This window comes from Candidatus Thiodiazotropha sp. AKAK2 (assembly GCF_058244685.1).
Genome location: NZ_JBSYOP010000011.1, coordinates 1 through 16,055, shown reverse-complemented (window position 1 = coordinate 16,055; position 16,055 = coordinate 1). Strand labels below are relative to the sequence as shown.

Genomic DNA, 16,055 nt, shown 5'->3' with positions numbered 1-16,055 from the left:
CATGTTCTTAGGGTCAGGGCACGGCAACGCCCTGCCCAAGGGTCAGGAGATTCGGCTTTGACAGTCTGCTGCCGTCTTATACAAACCGCATCCCCACACTGCCCAATCCCTGGTATCTCACATTCAGACAATCGCCCTTTTCCATAGCGACAGCGGCGGTAATACCGCCGGTCAGGATCAGGGTGCCGGCAGGAATCTCCTCGCCCCGCTCACCGAGCATGTTGGCCAGCAGCGCCACACTGGCGGCGGGATGACCCAGCACCGCAGCACCGGCTCCCAGCTCCACCACCTGGCCGTTCTTTTCCATCACCACACCCAGGGTGCGCATATCCACATCTGCCGGATCGGCCATCTGCCCACCCAGCACAAAGCGGGATGAGGAGGCGTTGTCGGCAATCACGCTGATCAGGTCGAAACGGAAATTCTCATAGCGGGAGTCGATCACCTCCACCGCCGGAATGACGAAATCGGTGGCCGCCAGCACATTGCCGATATGGCAACCGGGCCCTTTCAAGGGGGCTTTGGTGACAAAGGCCAGCTCCGCCTCCACCTTCGGGTGGATCAGCTGATCGGTCTCGATCTCGCCCCCATCCGGACGATCGAAGTAGTCGGCGAGGAAACCGTAGACCGGGGTCTCCACCCCCATCTGTTTCATCTTTGCGCGGGAGGTAAGACCCACCTTCAGACCGATGATCTTGTTACCTCTTGCCTGCTTGCGGCGACGGATCTCGAACTGGATGTCGTAGGCATCGTCGAAATCCATCTCGGGAAAACGATCGGTGATCTTGGTGGCATCCCTGGCCTCCAGCTCGCTGGTCTCCAGATACTCCGCCAGTTCGGCAACCTGTGCTTCTGTCAGAGTGCCCATCAGTTCGCCCCCTGTGCCTTGGCCATCTCCATCGCCACATCCTCGATCATATCCTCCTGGCCGCCGACCATACCCCGCTTGCCCAGCTCAACCAGCACATCCCGTGAGGAGACGCCGTAACGCTGCTGGGCCCGTTTGGCGAACAGCAGGAAGGAGGAGTAGACCCCCGCATAACCCAGGGTGAGGGCATCCCGGTCGACCCGGATCGGCTGATCCAACATCGGTACGACCAGGTCCTCCGCCACATCCATCAGCTTGAACAGATCGACCCCGGTCTCCACGCCCATACGCTCCGCCACCGCAACAAACACCTCAAGGGGGGTATTGCCAGCACCCGCACCCATGCCGGCGGCGGAACCGTCAATGCGGTTGGCGCCGGCTTCCACCGCCGCCAGGGAGTTGATCACCCCGAGGGAGAGATTGTGGTGGCCGTGAAAGCCCAGCTCGGTCTCCGGCTGCAGGGCGTCGCGCACCGCACCCAGTCGCAGCGTCACATCCTCTGGCAGCATGTAACCGGCGGAGTCGGTGACGTAGATACAGTTGGCGCCGTAGCCCTCCATCAGCTTCGCCTGCTCGATCAATTTCTCAGGACCAACCATGTGGGACATCATCAGAAAACCCACCGTATCGAGCCCCAGTTCACGGGACTTGGTGATGTGCTGTTCGGAGACATCCGCCTCGGTGCAGTGGGTGGCCACACGGATGGTATCCACCCCACAGTCCGCAGCCATCTCCAGCTCGGGTACGGTACCGATGCCCGGCAGCAGCAGCGCCGAGATCTTCGCCCGTTTCACATGCGGTCTTACTGCACGCAGATACTCCTCGTCGGTATGAGCGGGAAAGCCATAGTTGACCGAGGCGCCCGCCAGACCGTCACCGTGGGTGACTTCGATCATCGGCACACCTGCCTCGTCCAGCGCCGAGGCCACGGCGACCATCTGATCCAGCGTGATCTGGTGGCGTTTGGCATGCATGCCGTCACGCAGGCTCATGTCGTGGATGGTGATCTCTTTTCCGGATATATTCATTGTCTCTACCTCAGGCCGATGCCGCTTCCAACACTAATGTTCCATTGACGATCTCTTCCGCGAACATCTCCGCGGTACGCAGACCGGCCGCGGTCATGATGTCCAGATTGCCGGCATACTTGGGCAGGTAGTCACCCAGCCCCTCCACCTCCATGAACACGGAGACCCGGTTACCGTCGAACACCGGTCCGTTCTTCAGGCGATAGCCCGGCACATACTTCTGCACCTCTTTGATCATCGCCTCGATCGACTCGGTGATGGCCGCCTGATCCGGCTCGCCCTCGGTTATGCAGTGCACGGTGTCGCGCATCATCAGCGGCGGCTCTGCCGGATTGAGAATGATGATCGCCTTGCCCTTCTTGGCGCCGCCGACCTTCTCCACCGCACCGGAAGTGGTCTGGGTGAACTCATCGATGTTTTTGCGGGTACCGGGTCCAGCGGAACGGGATGATACGGTCGCTACGATCTCGCCGTAGGCCACCGGTTGCACCCGGCTGACCGCCGCCACCATCGGAATGGTCGCCTGCCCGCCACAAGTCACCATGTTGACGTTGAGCTCACGCTTGCCCACGTGGTCCTTCAGATTGACCGGCGGCACACAGAAGGGGCCGATTGCCGCCGGGGTCAGGTCGATCATGATCGAACCCTGCGCCTGTACTTTGCGATTGTTCTCCCCGTGGACATAAGCGGAGGTGGCGTCGAAGCAGATCTGAATGTTGTCATCCCGCATATGGGGCAGCAGACCGTCGACCCCTTCATGGGTGGTCTTCAGACCCAGGTCGCGGGCTCTGGCCAGGCCTTCGGAGGCCTCGTCGATGCCCACCATCCAGACCGGATTGATCCAGTCGCTGCGCAGTGCCTTGTAGAGCAGATCGGTTCCGATGTTGCCGGAGCCGATCAGGGCGGCGTTGATTTTGTTCATGAATCCTAACCTCGTAGATTTAACCGGGCCTCAGCCCTTGTTCACATGTTTACCGGCGTCCCAACCACCCTTGGTCAGGTGCACTTGTGCGGTCTCCATCGGCAACACCTCCAGGGGTGTGGCCAGGCTGTCGTTCCAACGATTGAAAAAGCCGAACAGGCCGATCACCGAGAGCATCTCCACCACTGCATCCTCACTCCAGTAGGTCCGCAGCAGCGCGAACAGCTCATCGGTCACATCATTCGGCTGGGAAGCGGCCGCCAGGGCGAAATCGAGGGCCACCCGTTCCGCTTCGGTGAAGTGAGGACTGTCGCGGTAGTTCCAGACATCCTCCAGCTTCTCCACCGGAATCCCATGGCGCTTGGCGCTCACCGCCGTATGGGCCTTGCAGTACTGGCAACCCGCCGCACTGCTGGCCACATGGGCCACCAGCCGCTTGAAACCCAGATCCACCTCGCCGTCCGGGTCGTAGACCGCGGCACTGAACTGGATGAAGGCGTCCACCAGCTTTGGCTTGCGCTGCATGGTGAGCAGGCTGTTGGGCACGAAGCCCAGGGTCTGTTCGAAGAAGGCAAAACGTTCGGCCAGCTGTTCGTGTTGATCGATTGGCAAGGGCGTTAGGCGACTCATCTCGGCACCTCGTTATTGGCTCAGGTGAAACGGACCGAAGCGGAGCCGATACCACCGATCTCCACCCGCATGAAATCCCCCGCCACCACCGGCTCCAGGGGAACCAGGGAGCCCGACAGGATCACCTCACCCGCTTTCAGGGGAATGCCGAAGCTGCCCAGGGTGTTGGCCAGCCAGGCGACACAGTTCACCGGCGAACCCAGGGCTGCTGCACCGGCGCCGGTGGAGAGCAACTCACCGTTCTTCTCCACCACCATGCCGGCGGTGGCCAGATCGACCTTGCGGGGATCCACCGCCTTGTCACCCAGCACGAAGAGTCCGCAGGAGGCGTTGTCCGCCACGGTATCCTGGATCTTGATCTTCCAGTCGCGGATACGGGAGTCGACGATCTCGAAGCAGGGGATCACCGCCTCAGTGGCCCGCAGCACATCCGCGTTGCTCACCCCGGGGCCGATCAGATCCCGCTTCAACATAAAAGCGATCTCCCCTTCGGCCCGGGGCTGGATCAGCTGCTCGCTGATCGGCATCTCGTCGCCGCTGCCGTAGACCATGCGATCGGTGAGATAGCCGAAATCGGGCTGGTGCACATTCAGCATGTTCTGCACCGCCATTGAGGTGACACCGATCTTCTTGCCGATGATCGACTCACCGTTCTCTACCCGCCGGTTCACCATCCGCAGGGAGACGTGGTAGGCGTCCTCGATGGTGATCTCCGGCTCCCGTTCGGTCAGGGGGTCGATCATCTGACGCTGACTGAGGGCTTGGTAAAGCTCATCACCCAGTTCATTGATGCGTTGTTCATTCAACATCGGTTACTCCTCAAAGCTTGATACAGACGTTTTTCAGTTCGGTGTAGAACTCCAGGGAGTGAACCCCACCCTCACGGCCGATGCCGGACTGTTTGGAGCCACCGAAGGGGGTGCGCAGATCCCGCAGGAACCAGGAGTTGACCCAGGCGATACCCGCATCCACCTGCGCCGCCACCCGATGGGCGCGGGAGCTGTTCTCTGTCCAGATCGCGGTGGCCAGCCCATAGTCGGTATCGTTGGCCAGGGAGATCGCCTCCTCCTCGCTGTCGAAAGGGCGGATGTGGCAACAGGGACCGAAGATCTCTTCCCGGACACAAGAAGCATCGTCGGGCAGATCGGTCCAGATAGTGGGCTGTACCCAGGCACCTCCGGCGAGGCCGTCGGGCATCTCTGGGCTGCCACCACCGGTGACCACAGTGGCCCCCTCCTCTTCCGCTTTACGGTAGTAGGAGAGCACTTTGCTGCGGTGCTCTTCACTGATCAGCGGACCCATGTCGGTCTCCGGGTCGTCCCACTGCCCCAGCTTCAGGGCCTCGGCGCCATGCTTCAGACGCTCGACGAAGGTATCGTAGATCTCACGCTCCACATAGACCCGCTCAGTACCCAGACAAACCTGTCCACAGTTGGCGAAGGCGGAGCGCAGGGTACCCTCGACTGCCTTCTCCATATCACAGTCGGCGAACACCAGGGCCGGGTTCTTGCCACCCAGCTCAAAAGAGATATCGGTGATGTCATCTGCGGCGGCCTTCATGATCGCCGCACCGGTTCCGGTCTCGCCGGTAAAGGTGATGCCATCCACCCCTTTGTGGCGGGTCAGGAACTCACCGGCGGAGTTGGGGCCGAAACCGTGCACCACGTTGTAGACCCCTTTGGGAATGCCGACCTCATTCATCACTTCGCCGAGCAGGGCGGTGGTGAAAGGTGTCTCTTCCGAGGGCTTGACCACCACCGCGTTGCCACAGGCCAGCGCTGGACCAACCTTCCAGGTCATCAACAGCAGCGGCAGATTCCAGGGGCTGATCACCGCGATCACACCCTTAGGCTGACGCACCGAGTAGTTGAGTGCGCCTGAACCATCCGGCGTATCGAGCATGAAGCTCTCGGTGGGTACGTTCTTCACCACATCGGCAAAGATCTTGAAGTTGGCCGCGCCACGGGGTATATCGATATGGCAGGCCAGCTTCTGCGGCTTGCCGGTGTCGAGACACTCCGCCTCGAGAAACTCATCGAAGCGGGCGGTAATGCCATCCGCCAGTTTGTGCAGCAGGTTGGCCCGTTCCGCCAATGGCATGCGCCCCCAGTCCCCCTGCATGGCTGCACGGGCCGCATTCACCGCAGCATCCACCTCCGGCGCTCCCGCCTCATGCACGATGCCGATCTTCTCCCCGGTGGCCGGGTTGATGTTGTCGAACAGCTTGCCTGAGGCAGAGCCGACAAACTCACCATTGATGAAGTGTTTGACCTCTTTCATTTAATTCACCGTCATTACGCCAATGTCCTAAGTTTTCCCGTTGTTGCCTCGGGGACTCGTTGTTTTCTCAGCAGATCCGTTTGCCACCAGTCAAGCCAGATCAGCGCGTTTGATCGCACGCTTGTTAAATACAGACCGGTTAACGCCGACAGTGGTCTCACACATGTTCAGCGCTTCTTGTTACGCTCGCAGTGGCTTTCATCACTACGCTCAAACTCACTCCAGCTCTTCATGAAGTGGCGAACGTTGTCCTGATGAGCGGTCTCGGTAAAACCATCGATTCTCAGTTGATCCCGGCTCACGCCGACCTCACCAAGCGTGATCTGGATAAACCGGACTGCCTGATCGCTACTTGTCACTGCCATGAAACCCTCCTGCCGGGCCGACGCCCGATTTCGTTGATGTTGTGCTTTAACTTTTGTTGTATTGACGGAACGCTATGCTGCGCTCTCGGATGTTGTCTGGTGCGCTTTCGGTGCCAGTCTCAGACGCAGATCGCTCTTCGGGATGACACGGCACGAAAGCACGATGCCCTGCCCCTCTTCAGCCTCAGAGACATGGTTTCTACTCATTTTTCGGGTTTCGTAATCCCCCTGGGTGATCTGCACCCGGCAGACACCGCAGCCACCGCCTTTGCAACCCACCGGAATGGAACCCAGCCCCTGAGCCTGCATGGCGTGCAGCAGACGCTGCTCCGCACCGCAATGGAAACGGGCGTCCTTGTCTTCCACATAGATCTCGTAACGCAGTGCCACGGTCACAGCCTCTTGAATACCGGGCTGCGCTTGCGACTCTCTTCGTCCTTGGTAAGAAAGCGCTCAGTGAAAATATCGTTTTCAAACAGACGCCCCTGCATCAGGGCGCGGATCGCCGCTTCAATCATCACCGGCGGACCACACAGATAGGCGGTATTTCCGTTGAAGCTGTTATCGAACAGTCGCTGTGCCGCTTCGTGGACAAAGCCGGTTTCACCCGACCACTCATCACCCTCTTCCATCTGCGAGAGCACCGGCACATAGCTGAAATTCGGATGCGCTGCCACCAGCTCATTGAACAGCTCGTCGTCATAGAGATCCCGCTTCGCCCGCACCCCATGCAACAGGGTAATCGGTGCGCTACAGCCCTCTTCAAGCAGATCGAGAATCATCGATTTCGGACTGGAGAGGCCGGTACCACCGGCAATGAAAATCATCGGATCGGTACGCGACTTGCGCACGAAGAAGCGTCCGTAGGGTCCGGCCACATTCAACCTGTCACCGACTTTCAGCTGGTTGTGGATCACCGGGGTTGCTTCACCATCGGCCACCAGGCGGATATGCAGTTCGATCAGATTGCCCTGCGATGGCTTGTTTGCCAGGGAGAAGGCCCGAGGCACCTCGACTCCAGGTACCGACAGGTTGATATATTGACCCGCCTGGAAATCGATCCCTTCACCCTCCAGTTGCAGCCATACACCCTTCACATCGTGAGTCAGGTCTTCGAGCCTGACCACCTCAGCCTTGAAATCCCTGACCGGAATCACCCGCGCATCCGGTTCCTCATCAATGTCTGCCTCAATCACCGCATCCGACTGGAGTGTTGCGCAGCAGGCCAGCACCTTGCCTTCATCCCGCTCCATATCCATCAAGGCAAAGTTTGAGGCATCACCAATCTCCACATCCCCATCGACCACTTCAACCTTGCAGGTTCCGCAGAGGCCGTGACAGCAGGCGTGAGGCATCCAGATACCCGCTCGCAGACAGGCATCGAGTATGTTCTGACCCTCTTCGACCTCCAGCTCATCGCCAGTGGGTTCAATGGTTAATTGGTAGGACATGGTGATCGCTCCAAAATATCGATAAACACAAGAATAGCGATATTTTGTCGATATGCAAGAATTTTATCGATATTTTTAGCAAATATATTTTTAACGTCTAAAATATTGATAAAAGTCACTGTTGATCATATAAATAGCGGGTAGGGTATAAGACCCGGCCCATGAGTTAGCCCACAAGTGGAAAATGCAGGTATGCCAAGAACTTACAATGATCAGAAATCACCGACCGGCACCAGGACACTGACCGATCAAGCCTATCTGCAACTCAGATCCGATATCATTCACGGTGAGCTGCAACCGGAAGAGAAACTCCGTATCGAGCATCTCCGAGAGGGGTATGGGGTCGGGGCAAGCCCATTGCGGGAAGCCCTGAGCCGCCTCACGGCAGACGGTTTTGTCACCGCTGAAGGCCAGCGCGGCTTCCGGGTAGCCCCCATGTCAGAGGCGGATCTGGCCGACATCACCCGGATGCGAATCCTGCTGGAGAAGCAGGCACTCTCACAGAGCATCGAACATGGTGACGATGCCTGGGAGTCGCAGATCGTGGCGACCTTCTATCAATTGGAGAAGGTTGAACAGTCCGAGGAGAGAGACAAGGCCGAGTGGGAGATCCGCAATCACGATTTTCATGAGGCGCTGATTGCGGCCTGCACCTCGAAATGGCTACGCCGCTTCTATGGCATTCTCTATGATCAGCACAAACGCTATCGAAACATCGCCTTGAACACCGAGATCCCACGAGATCTCCACCAGGAGCATGAAGAGTTACGCAACGCAGCCCTGGCCAGGGATAAAAAACGGGCCTGCGATGCGATTGAACAGCACATCATGAGAACCGCTGAGATCACTCTGAACGTGTTGAGAGCAGAGGAAGCGGATCGGGAAAACGAAGTCGACAAGGTTGCCGCAACCTAACCGAAAACCCGACTACTCTGTCTTAAACCCGATTGCATTGTGTGTGCCATCGCAGAACGGCTTGTTCTTGGAGGCGCCACAACGACACAAGGCCAGCTTCTCTCCCTGCCAGGCACTCCGCCCACTGCCGGCTTTGACGGTGACACTGCCCGACAGCAGCAAGGGACCATCCTCCAGCGGCGTGATTTTCAGCTGCCCGCCTTTCTGCTTCAGGGGCTCACCGGTTTCGCCAACAGCCCCATAATCCTTGAAGCTGCCTTCATGGCTGTTGTCACAATAGGGTTTGTTTTTCGACAGGCCACACCGACACAATGCCGCACGAAACCGAACGCCGGGCATATCCTCAGGCGCCCCTTCGATGGCCAGATCACCCGTCACAAAATAGGGCCCCTGGTAACTGACCGTTACGCTATTTTCCGCAGCAACAGTTTCTTTCACCTGATCCTCTTTGTTTCGACAGACCAGGGAACCACTCGGGCAACGCGCTACAACCTCCTCCACCTCAGCCGGGGATGAAAGATCCGGCTGACACCAGGGATCCCTTCCCGCAACGAAGAGCTGGCCTTGGGAATAGCCACACTCACCAATGTGTATACAGAGACGTTCGTCCCAAGTGACATCGATCTCTGAGCCTTTATAGAGAAATACCTGTTTCTTGGCCATGTTCATTCACTATCTGACTGATTTAAAAAAACCTTATTGGGAAAAGTCGAAACACTCACCTAAGCCAGTGTTTCGGGCACCAGCCGGGTGAGACTCGATATAATGACTATAGCTACAGATTGATATTAATTACTGCCCTATTCATGGGTAATTAGCTGGTAACGAGTCACTCAACACAGGTCAATCACTTTGATTTTTTAAATCCAGGGATAGATTGAGCTACCTAAATCTTTCGGAACTTCACGATTACCCTAGTGATCCGGTTTCTCGTAACGATCAGCGTACTTCCGGAAAAACAGTTTGAACATGAAACGCACCAAGTGATAGGTAAAAATAAGCGTTAAGGCGTGAAAGAGCACCAACCACAAATTTTCGTGGAGCTCTAGATGGGCCGGAAGCTCAAACAGATGAGCCAGGATAAAGCAGACGCCAATACCAGTTACGATGACCCTTGAGGGACGAACAGATTCTGTCTCTAGACTGCTTTCTGTAAGCAGTTTACGTTTTAAAAGATAGGTCGCCACAGAAGTACCGATGGACCAACTGAATAAAAACAGAGCCGCGCCCACAATCCAATAACTTCCGTTGGTTAAAACCAATAGTGAGGTGATGGACAGTACATAGATTAGGGAAAATTTAGAAACCAACGTCATATCCAATCTCGACACCATTGTCCATGAAACTCATTTCGTTATTTCGACATGTTTTTACATGGAGAGACACTAACTCAAATTCAATAATGAAAACTTTCCCATACAAAAACACTCTACGCTTCTTGAAGTATTTCCAGATCAACTCATTTCACTATTTACACATGAGTTTATAAATTCGATTTCTAGTTGTTAAAGTGGTGCCCCGTATCCGTTTTGATTAACAATACAATGGGTATTGCAAGTGGTCCTAACAGCGCCACCATGATTTTTCTAAGGAAGGATATTCTGAGATGTCGCTTTTTGCGATATAGAGACATATCGCCCCACTGGCAAGCCAAATCACAATTGGAATATACGTACTCATGCTGTTTCTCCTTTTCTGTGTTCAGTCAAATCTCAGGTTGACTGAATGTTCCCTATACAACCGGATCTGGTTATCAAAGATTCCCGTGAATTTCCTCATTGGCACTCCTGATCAGATGCTCCGACTTGATGCCCATGATCTTGAATGCACGCGATACTACACCGTTTTCCATGTCTGCCACAGCACACAGAACATGAGCTCCTAGCAGGGGATACTGTTTATCTTTCTGTTTCAACGCAAACAGTTTTTTCATCAATTCCTGGCCTGATGCTTGAGACTCATGAAAAATATTTGATGCTTCTATCGGTTCTGGCTGAATAGCGAGAGAGGCCTGATGAATCCCAATCGAACTTAAGGCTTCACTGTACTGCTGTTCTACAGCCGCCTGGAATTTTCCCGAGTTTGTTCCCAATTTTTCAAAAGCTCGTCTGGCAGTACCATCTTCAAGTTTGAGAGCGGACAATACAAAATGTTCTGCGCCAGGTCTCTCGTCACCCAACAAAGAAGCCTGCTTATCCGCTCCAGCAATCAGCTTACTTACGGTTCTCATGTCCCGAATACGCAACCTCATCCTATTGAACATGGCATTATCCCTGTTTAGCTCCCTTTGCCGGTTTGATATGCAGTGCATGCCGTTTATGTGCAGCCTGTTTCGATACCCCTAGCGCTTCAGCCACTTGCGACCAACTCCAGCCTTGAGCAATCGCCTCTTTGACAGCTTTTCTTTCTAACTGATCTGCCATATGTCGTAAGGCAACAACCGCCGCCAGAGCATCCTCCGGTTTTTCAGCAGAAGGCAGTGGATCTATCTTTGACATGCGTCAATATTAGTTGACGAATAACCACGCGTCAACTTTTATTGACGTTTCGAATTACTTCAGATCTATCGAATAGATATTGCAGACGACTAGAGGCTGAATGGATTAGTGATAGGCGTGAAATCTAACCTGCTGTAGAGATGTACAATAAACAGTAGGATATCAGTCTTGCTTGGTTGGATAGAGGTATGATTGTTGACTGTCCACTTCTTACGCCATTTGGTTCGATTAAACCATTAACTTCACTGGCGCAAGAACAATGGACACCCTAAAAGACCTGAAAAAATCAGGCCGCCTTTAAATACGCTTCCACGACTTTGATCGAGTGATTACAGGCTTCATAGCAATCCTTGCACTCCTGGTGTTTGTCTATGTGTTCCTTACAGGCGGATGCACAATCCTTGCATACAGCCAGGCAACCCTGTGCTATGACTTTCAGATTTTTGGAATCGGATAGGGCCAATGTTGCCATCGCTTCGCATACAGGAATCATTTCATTTACGTTCTTCGAACACGCCTTCATCGAAGTATCGCCATCGCCAAGCAGTACCAGGCAATGGTTCAGACAGGTCTTACCGGTTGCAACACACTCTTCGGCAGCATCCACAAGGGCTTTGTGTTCACCGTGATGATGATGGTGGTGTTGATGCTGGTCTTTCATTGCTGAGGCAGTCGTGGGAATTGCAGCCATTGTTAAAGCTGCTGCGGTTCCAACTAGAAATTCGCGACGATCAGTCAGAGTGTCTTCAATTGACATTGTTATTATCCTCCAGAGATACAGGTTTTATTGTTGGTAAAAATTTACTGCTAGCCCAGAGAATTGTAGACGAGACATTGGATTTAGAGAACCGTTCGATTATGACCTAATCTTTTTTCGAGATTTTTAATATTCTGGTCATTATGATCGTGTTAATACTGGACGAGTCCAATTACTGTAGTGAGATCTAATATAAGCACTTATCAACAAGTGATTAGCGACTATCTGGTATTTTTAACGGTTGAACTGTGGGACAAACAAGCGGAGTGACCTTGCTACGATTCCTGGAGTGGCTGTCGACTATTTTCAGATACTTTGATCGACCCACTATCCTTCACATGCAACTACCCTGTTGCGACCGAGATTCTTGGCCTCATACAGACTCTTGTCGCAGACATTCATCCACTGCTTCCAGTCTCTGACTGAACTTAAGCCAGCCACACCAATACTGACTGTTACAGTACGATCAGGTATTAAAGAAAGATTTTCGATACCCTCTCGTATTTCTTCAGCTATGTCGATGCTACTGGCTTCATCGGTATTGTAGAGCAGTATCAAAAATTCCTCTCCACCGATTCTGAATATTTTGTCACTGCTTCGAAGAAATTCCTTTAAGAATATTCCCAGCTGCTTGAGGACCTGATCGCCAATCTCATGGCCTAGATCATCATTTATCTTCTTGAAATAATCAACGTCCATGATAATGAGTGTGAACGCTGTATTTGTTCTATTAGCTTGATGTATCGCCTGTTCCAACGAATTTTTGAGCAGAGTTCTATTATACAGATTGGTTAGCTTGTCAGTAATCGCCTGCTTGTGCAGTTCACTATACTGCAGAGCTATGATATGAAGAAAAATAGCCGAATAGGCACTGACCAATGAGAATGTTACGGTGAATCTGATGGCTTCGTGTGTCTCAAAAAGGTGCCACACTAGTGGAACATTAACCAATGCAAATAGGATATTTGATACCCAAGCCTGACGCTCGGACATCATAAAGTAATATAAGATTAATGTTGAATAACACCAATAAGTACCTGTTATACCCACAAAATTGGTTAGATAGGCTACAAACAGAGTGGTGAAAGGAGTCAGCCAGATAAACGTATAGATGGTTTTATAGGTTTTTCTATGACAAGCCCAGGCAACAAAGTAAAGACTCAATGACGTAATCAAAGCACCTATACCAACTCCCCCGAGTTCATGAGTTAGATGGTAATAAGCAAAAGGTATTATCAGGGTTGCGGCGGTGACAGAAAGCCAGAATGTGGATTTTAGATGAAAATCTGTTTGATGCCGTAAACTTATAGCATCCATTATGCAGCCTATCGACTTGGATAAGGGGCGCGCAGCGAGGCGATGTGTCCCAGTGTGTGATAGCGAACGGACTTAAGCCGCTGATTTAGGTTCCCGACGACCATGGTGTTATATTCAAACGACATACCGCAAAATCGGATTTTCCACATTCTTAACTCTCTTCTTTCCTTTGTTTCGAATAATTATTGTTCTTATTTAAAGCAATGGATGCCGAATTACGATTGTACAATCTACCAACTGAATTTAACACCATAAAGTAATAAGAAGTCGTAAAGGAGTCATAAGGGCAGTCATCATTTGAAGGAAGAAAATGCCCCCCTGCTACCATTTGTTTCTGTTGGAATTAAATTATGACCGCCATCGACTAATCTAGGAGGTTCAGCCGATTATTATTTTCTAATTGATTGATTTAGATGTGGATTTCCCGAACAAAGAGCAAGAAGCTCCCCGCCAATACGCAGTGATTGGAAGAAATAAGCCAGGTTTGATTTAAAATATCAGGTCGGTGATGTCTGATAGATCTGCAACGAAAACCCACTCGCACAGAACCACTTTCTTCCTCTACCTATGGCTTGAGTGAACCGCTTAATCCCTTCCCTTGTTCCAATCACTGTGTTGTAGTTTTTGCCATAGCATTTTACGCTGTCGAGCCAGGCTTCCGGGTCGATATTCAACCGCTCCAGTATTGGCGCCAGTTCTGTGGGAATGGCACCGGATTTCTCCTCTCTGATGGATCGTCCTGCCCAATCGGTCAGTTCCAGGTAGTCTGACAGGCTAAAATTCAAGCCTGAAGCTTTATCTTGATGCTCGCCACCAACGAACGACTCTAAATGCTCTGGCGTTGCGGTGGCTGCTATTACACGATTCCCTGTTTGCTCGAGTGCTTTTTGATAATGCCTGATACGATCCTGAATGGAGGTAAAATCTGATGCTTCCGGACTATCGGCTATCTTTGCCCGTATCGGGTTAAGATCAACGTAACTCATACAGGTCAATAGCGCCGCATCATCAAGCAGAGCCTGGCTTTTGAACCTGCCCTCCCAAAATTTCCCGGTACAACCGTCCTCTTCATTGGCCTGTCTTGCGATACCTTCATTGAGATTACGCATGAACCAGCTAATATCGTAGAGTCTATATCGCCACTTTTTGATATCTTCAGCAAACAAATCCAATTCGGCCTTTGTTAATTTTATGCCATTTAGATAACGGTCAACGATAGGGCTTGGCTTGTAGAGCAGAGTCCACCGTGAAATAACCTCATCATCTTGCCAATTCAATGCGGCTTCACGGTCGACCTTCAAGATAGTGTGAGTGTGGTTGTGCATCACGGCATAAGCGCAGATCGAGATAGAGAACACTCCATCAAGCTGCTTGAGCTTTTCTACAATCCAGTCTCTACGATGTTCATAGCTACGACCGGTTAACTTATCCTCACCGCACAGAAAAGCACGTCGCACACAGCGGGATATGCAGTGGTAGTAGGGGGTTTCATCAAGACAGATCTGTTGCTTACGCGATATCGTCATTGCCTGCTCCTTGGCTTTAATGCATTCCATGTACTTTTAACTCTAACTCACCCGGATTCAAAATAGAAGTGCACCACTTATGGTATAATTGACTGATTACATGGAGGTAATTATGGGTAAACACTACTCACATTTGTGCTTATGGGAAAGGCAACGGCTCTTTGAATGGTATCACTATGATAAAAAATCAATACGCGAAATAGGTAGGCTCCTCAATCGATCCCATTCTACTATTAGTCGCGAAATCCGACGAAATAAAACTGACTATTATGTACCAACTTACTATCCTCATCCCGCACAGCATTACTATAAATCTCGCTTGATACAGAGAAGTTGTCGTAAGCCGTTAAAATCAACGGAAACTCGACGATATGTGAGAGATAAACTATCTCAAGGGTGGTCGCCTGAAATCATCTCTGGGCGCCTTAAGCTTGACGAGGAGCTAAGACATGTATCGCATGAAGCCATATACCAGTATATCTATAAACATGCTCGGGAACTGATATGCTTCCTTGCAAGGCACCACAAGCGGCGTCGAAAGAAACATCCTTATCGCAAGAAAAGTGCTTCAATTGCTAACAAAATCAGCATCGTGGACAGACCTGAAACTATAAACAATCGCCTGGAAGTTGGGCACTGGGAGAGTGATTCAATAGAGTCAAAAGGAAGGAAGAGCGGGCTTAATGTTTTACTCGAACGTACCACTCGACTAGTACAGATCACAAAACTCTCATCAAAGAAATCCATAGCTACATTTCATGTGATCGAAAAGAGACTGGCTCGCATACCAGACAAGTTTATAAAATCTATCACCTATGATAACGGTACTGAAAATGCGCGGCACCTTCAAATAAATGCGGCATTCAAATGTGATTCCTATTTTTGCCAACCTTATCATAGCTGGGAAAAAGGATCGGTCGAGCAAATCAATGGATTAATTCGTCGGTACTTCCCAAAGGGAACTGATTTTTCTGAAATACATCATGCGAGAATAAAAGAGGTTGAAACCGCACTCAATAATCGACCAAGAAAATGCTTGAGGTTCAAAACACCTTTAGAGGTGTATACTGAAATGTGTGGTGCACTTTCACCTTGAAGCTGGGTCACCTGAATGATCTTTTCAAACGGTGAGTGTCCCGATATATTCTTGCTTACGCGATATCGTCATTGCCTGCTCCTTGGCTTTAATACATTCCATGTGCTTTTAACTCTAACTCACCTGAATGATCTTTTCAAACGGTGAGTGTCCCGATATATTATTATTGGAATCGCATACTTATTCTCGGTGACTTCTAACGCCAGCCATAACCGGAGGCAAAAAGCTGCATAGCGAGGGACGAGCGGCGCAGCTTTTTGACGTCCGTGTTTATGGCATTGTGTACGCCCAGCATGGGCATGAACTGATGGGGTGTAAGTCCCCTGTAGGAGAACCACGGTCGATGATCGATGAGTTGCATAGGCGTCCCTCTCAGAGTCAGATTCCCTATCAATTCATGTA

The 16,055-nt window shown here is 51.9% G+C and carries 19 protein-coding genes; 2 read left to right on the top strand and 17 right to left on the bottom strand.

The genetic code is table 11. From position 1 onward, the window contains the following. Window positions 1-76 precede the first annotated feature (76 nt). The 9 genes from dmpH to AC4IE8_RS03375 all read right to left on the bottom strand — a co-directional run bounded on the left by dmpH (window position 77) and on the right by AC4IE8_RS03375 (window position 7,544). Window positions 77-868, bottom strand: a complete 792-nt coding sequence (gene dmpH / locus AC4IE8_RS03415) for a 2-oxo-3-hexenedioate decarboxylase (RefSeq protein ID WP_068988698.1) — start codon at window positions 866-868, stop codon at window positions 77-79. After that, window positions 868-1,896: a 4-hydroxy-2-oxovalerate aldolase gene (dmpG, locus tag AC4IE8_RS03410; protein ID WP_068988697.1), complete on the bottom strand. Its 1,029-nt coding sequence runs from the start codon at window positions 1,894-1,896 to the stop codon at window positions 868-870. The genes dmpH and dmpG overlap by 1 nt, the downstream gene beginning before the upstream one ends. A gap of 10 nt (window positions 1,897-1,906) precedes the next feature. Continuing rightward, window positions 1,907-2,818 (bottom strand): acetaldehyde dehydrogenase (acetylating), encoded by a 912-nt coding sequence (locus AC4IE8_RS03405; RefSeq protein ID WP_068988695.1) that lies wholly within the window; start codon window positions 2,816-2,818, stop codon window positions 1,907-1,909. 30 nt (window positions 2,819-2,848) lie between these two features. Next, window positions 2,849-3,448 (bottom strand): carboxymuconolactone decarboxylase family protein, encoded by a 600-nt coding sequence (locus AC4IE8_RS03400; RefSeq protein WP_490790325.1) that lies wholly within the window; start codon window positions 3,446-3,448, stop codon window positions 2,849-2,851. A 20-nt stretch (window positions 3,449-3,468) separates the two neighbouring features. Next, complete coding sequence (dmpE, locus tag AC4IE8_RS03395; protein ID WP_490790324.1) at window positions 3,469-4,257, bottom strand: 2-oxopent-4-enoate hydratase; 789 nt, start codon at window positions 4,255-4,257, stop codon at window positions 3,469-3,471. A gap of 10 nt (window positions 4,258-4,267) precedes the next feature. After that, window positions 4,268-5,728 carry a 2-hydroxymuconic semialdehyde dehydrogenase gene (locus AC4IE8_RS03390; RefSeq protein WP_068988691.1) on the bottom strand — a complete coding sequence of 487 codons (1,461 nt, stop codon included), beginning with the start codon at window positions 5,726-5,728 and terminating at the stop codon, window positions 4,268-4,270. 167 nt (window positions 5,729-5,895) lie between these two features. Continuing rightward, window positions 5,896-6,093 (bottom strand): hypothetical protein, encoded by a 198-nt coding sequence (locus AC4IE8_RS03385; protein WP_068988689.1) that lies wholly within the window; start codon window positions 6,091-6,093, stop codon window positions 5,896-5,898. A 72-nt stretch (window positions 6,094-6,165) separates the two neighbouring features. Next, the gene (locus AC4IE8_RS03380; protein WP_083225970.1) at window positions 6,166-6,483 is read right to left on the bottom strand and encodes a 2Fe-2S iron-sulfur cluster binding domain-containing protein; all 318 of its coding nucleotides are present in this window, start codon (window positions 6,481-6,483) and stop codon (window positions 6,166-6,168) included. A gap of 2 nt (window positions 6,484-6,485) precedes the next feature. Further along, entirely contained in the window at window positions 6,486-7,544 is a 1,059-nt protein-coding gene (locus AC4IE8_RS03375; protein WP_490790323.1) for an NADH:ubiquinone reductase (Na(+)-transporting) subunit F, read from the bottom strand. 192 nt (window positions 7,545-7,736) lie between these two features. On the opposite strand from AC4IE8_RS03375, the gene AC4IE8_RS03370 reads away from it, so the two are divergent. Further along, a complete protein-coding gene (locus tag AC4IE8_RS03370) occupies window positions 7,737-8,459 on the top strand; it encodes an FCD domain-containing protein (RefSeq protein ID WP_068988686.1) in 723 nt (240 codons plus the stop codon). A gap of 12 nt (window positions 8,460-8,471) precedes the next feature. Here the strand turns inward: AC4IE8_RS03370 and AC4IE8_RS03365 are convergent, their stop codons facing one another. The 7 genes from AC4IE8_RS03365 to AC4IE8_RS03335 form a co-directional block, all read right to left on the bottom strand. Continuing rightward, window positions 8,472-9,122 (bottom strand): CDGSH iron-sulfur domain-containing protein, encoded by a 651-nt coding sequence (locus tag AC4IE8_RS03365; protein ID WP_490790322.1) that lies wholly within the window; start codon window positions 9,120-9,122, stop codon window positions 8,472-8,474. 251 nt (window positions 9,123-9,373) lie between these two features. Beyond that, window positions 9,374-9,775 carry a hypothetical protein gene (locus tag AC4IE8_RS03360; protein ID WP_490790321.1) on the bottom strand — a complete coding sequence of 134 codons (402 nt, stop codon included), beginning with the start codon at window positions 9,773-9,775 and terminating at the stop codon, window positions 9,374-9,376. Between the two features lie 437 nt (window positions 9,776-10,212). Continuing rightward, window positions 10,213-10,689 carry a hypothetical protein gene (locus AC4IE8_RS03355; protein ID WP_490790320.1) on the bottom strand — a complete coding sequence of 159 codons (477 nt, stop codon included), beginning with the start codon at window positions 10,687-10,689 and terminating at the stop codon, window positions 10,213-10,215. 37 nt (window positions 10,690-10,726) lie between these two features. Continuing rightward, on the bottom strand, window positions 10,727-10,957 hold the full coding sequence (locus AC4IE8_RS03350) for a helix-turn-helix domain-containing protein (protein WP_490790319.1): 231 nt from the start codon (window positions 10,955-10,957) through the stop codon (window positions 10,727-10,729). Window positions 10,958-11,243: 286 nt separating this feature from the next. Beyond that, entirely contained in the window at window positions 11,244-11,714 is a 471-nt protein-coding gene (locus tag AC4IE8_RS03345; protein ID WP_490790318.1) for a four-helix bundle copper-binding protein, read from the bottom strand. Window positions 11,715-12,041: 327 nt separating this feature from the next. Next, window positions 12,042-13,031 carry a GGDEF domain-containing protein gene (locus tag AC4IE8_RS03340; protein WP_490790317.1) on the bottom strand — a complete coding sequence of 330 codons (990 nt, stop codon included), beginning with the start codon at window positions 13,029-13,031 and terminating at the stop codon, window positions 12,042-12,044. A gap of 497 nt (window positions 13,032-13,528) precedes the next feature. Beyond that, window positions 13,529-14,557, bottom strand: coding sequence for a transposase (locus AC4IE8_RS03335; protein ID WP_490790330.1), 1,029 nt, complete (start codon window positions 14,555-14,557; stop codon window positions 13,529-13,531). A 100-nt stretch (window positions 14,558-14,657) separates the two neighbouring features. Between AC4IE8_RS03335 and AC4IE8_RS03330 the strand changes: the two genes are divergently transcribed. Then, window positions 14,658-15,653: an IS30 family transposase gene (locus tag AC4IE8_RS03330; RefSeq protein WP_490790316.1), complete on the top strand. Its 996-nt coding sequence runs from the start codon at window positions 14,658-14,660 to the stop codon at window positions 15,651-15,653. Window positions 15,654-15,849: 196 nt separating this feature from the next. On the opposite strand, the gene AC4IE8_RS03325 is transcribed toward AC4IE8_RS03330, so the two are convergent. Continuing rightward, a partial coding sequence (locus AC4IE8_RS03325; protein WP_490790315.1) for a hypothetical protein occupies window positions 15,850-16,055 on the bottom strand: 206 nt, incomplete at its 5' end.

Excerpts from the sequence above, each read along its gene's own strand:
- dmpH (WP_068988698.1), bottom strand. The coding sequence starts at position 868 with ATGGGCACTCTGACAGAAGCACAGGTTGCCGAACTGGCGGAGTATCTG.
- dmpG (WP_068988697.1), bottom strand. The coding sequence starts at position 1,896 with ATGAATATATCCGGAAAAGAGATCACCATCCACGACATGAGCCTGCGT.
- AC4IE8_RS03405 (WP_068988695.1), bottom strand. The coding sequence starts at position 2,818 with ATGAACAAAATCAACGCCGCCCTGATCGGCTCCGGCAACATCGGAACC.
- AC4IE8_RS03400 (WP_490790325.1), bottom strand. The coding sequence starts at position 3,448 with ATGAGTCGCCTAACGCCCTTGCCAATCGATCAACACGAACAGCTGGCC.
- dmpE (WP_490790324.1), bottom strand. The coding sequence starts at position 4,257 with ATGTTGAATGAACAACGCATCAATGAACTGGGTGATGAGCTTTACCAA.
- AC4IE8_RS03390 (WP_068988691.1), bottom strand. The coding sequence starts at position 5,728 with ATGAAAGAGGTCAAACACTTCATCAATGGTGAGTTTGTCGGCTCTGCC.
- AC4IE8_RS03385 (WP_068988689.1), bottom strand. The coding sequence starts at position 6,093 with ATGGCAGTGACAAGTAGCGATCAGGCAGTCCGGTTTATCCAGATCACG.
- AC4IE8_RS03375 (WP_490790323.1), bottom strand. The coding sequence starts at position 7,544 with ATGTCCTACCAATTAACCATTGAACCCACTGGCGATGAGCTGGAGGTC.
- AC4IE8_RS03370 (WP_068988686.1), top strand. The coding sequence starts at position 7,737 with ATGCCAAGAACTTACAATGATCAGAAATCACCGACCGGCACCAGGACA.
- AC4IE8_RS03365 (WP_490790322.1), bottom strand. The coding sequence starts at position 9,122 with ATGGCCAAGAAACAGGTATTTCTCTATAAAGGCTCAGAGATCGATGTC.
- AC4IE8_RS03360 (WP_490790321.1), bottom strand. The coding sequence starts at position 9,775 with ATGACGTTGGTTTCTAAATTTTCCCTAATCTATGTACTGTCCATCACC.
- AC4IE8_RS03355 (WP_490790320.1), bottom strand. The coding sequence starts at position 10,689 with ATGAGAACCGTAAGTAAGCTGATTGCTGGAGCGGATAAGCAGGCTTCT.
- AC4IE8_RS03350 (WP_490790319.1), bottom strand. The coding sequence starts at position 10,957 with ATGTCAAAGATAGATCCACTGCCTTCTGCTGAAAAACCGGAGGATGCT.
- AC4IE8_RS03345 (WP_490790318.1), bottom strand. The coding sequence starts at position 11,714 with ATGTCAATTGAAGACACTCTGACTGATCGTCGCGAATTTCTAGTTGGA.
- AC4IE8_RS03340 (WP_490790317.1), bottom strand. The coding sequence starts at position 13,031 with ATGGATGCTATAAGTTTACGGCATCAAACAGATTTTCATCTAAAATCC.
- AC4IE8_RS03335 (WP_490790330.1), bottom strand. The coding sequence starts at position 14,557 with ATGACGATATCGCGTAAGCAACAGATCTGTCTTGATGAAACCCCCTAC.
- AC4IE8_RS03330 (WP_490790316.1), top strand. The coding sequence starts at position 14,658 with ATGGAGGTAATTATGGGTAAACACTACTCACATTTGTGCTTATGGGAA.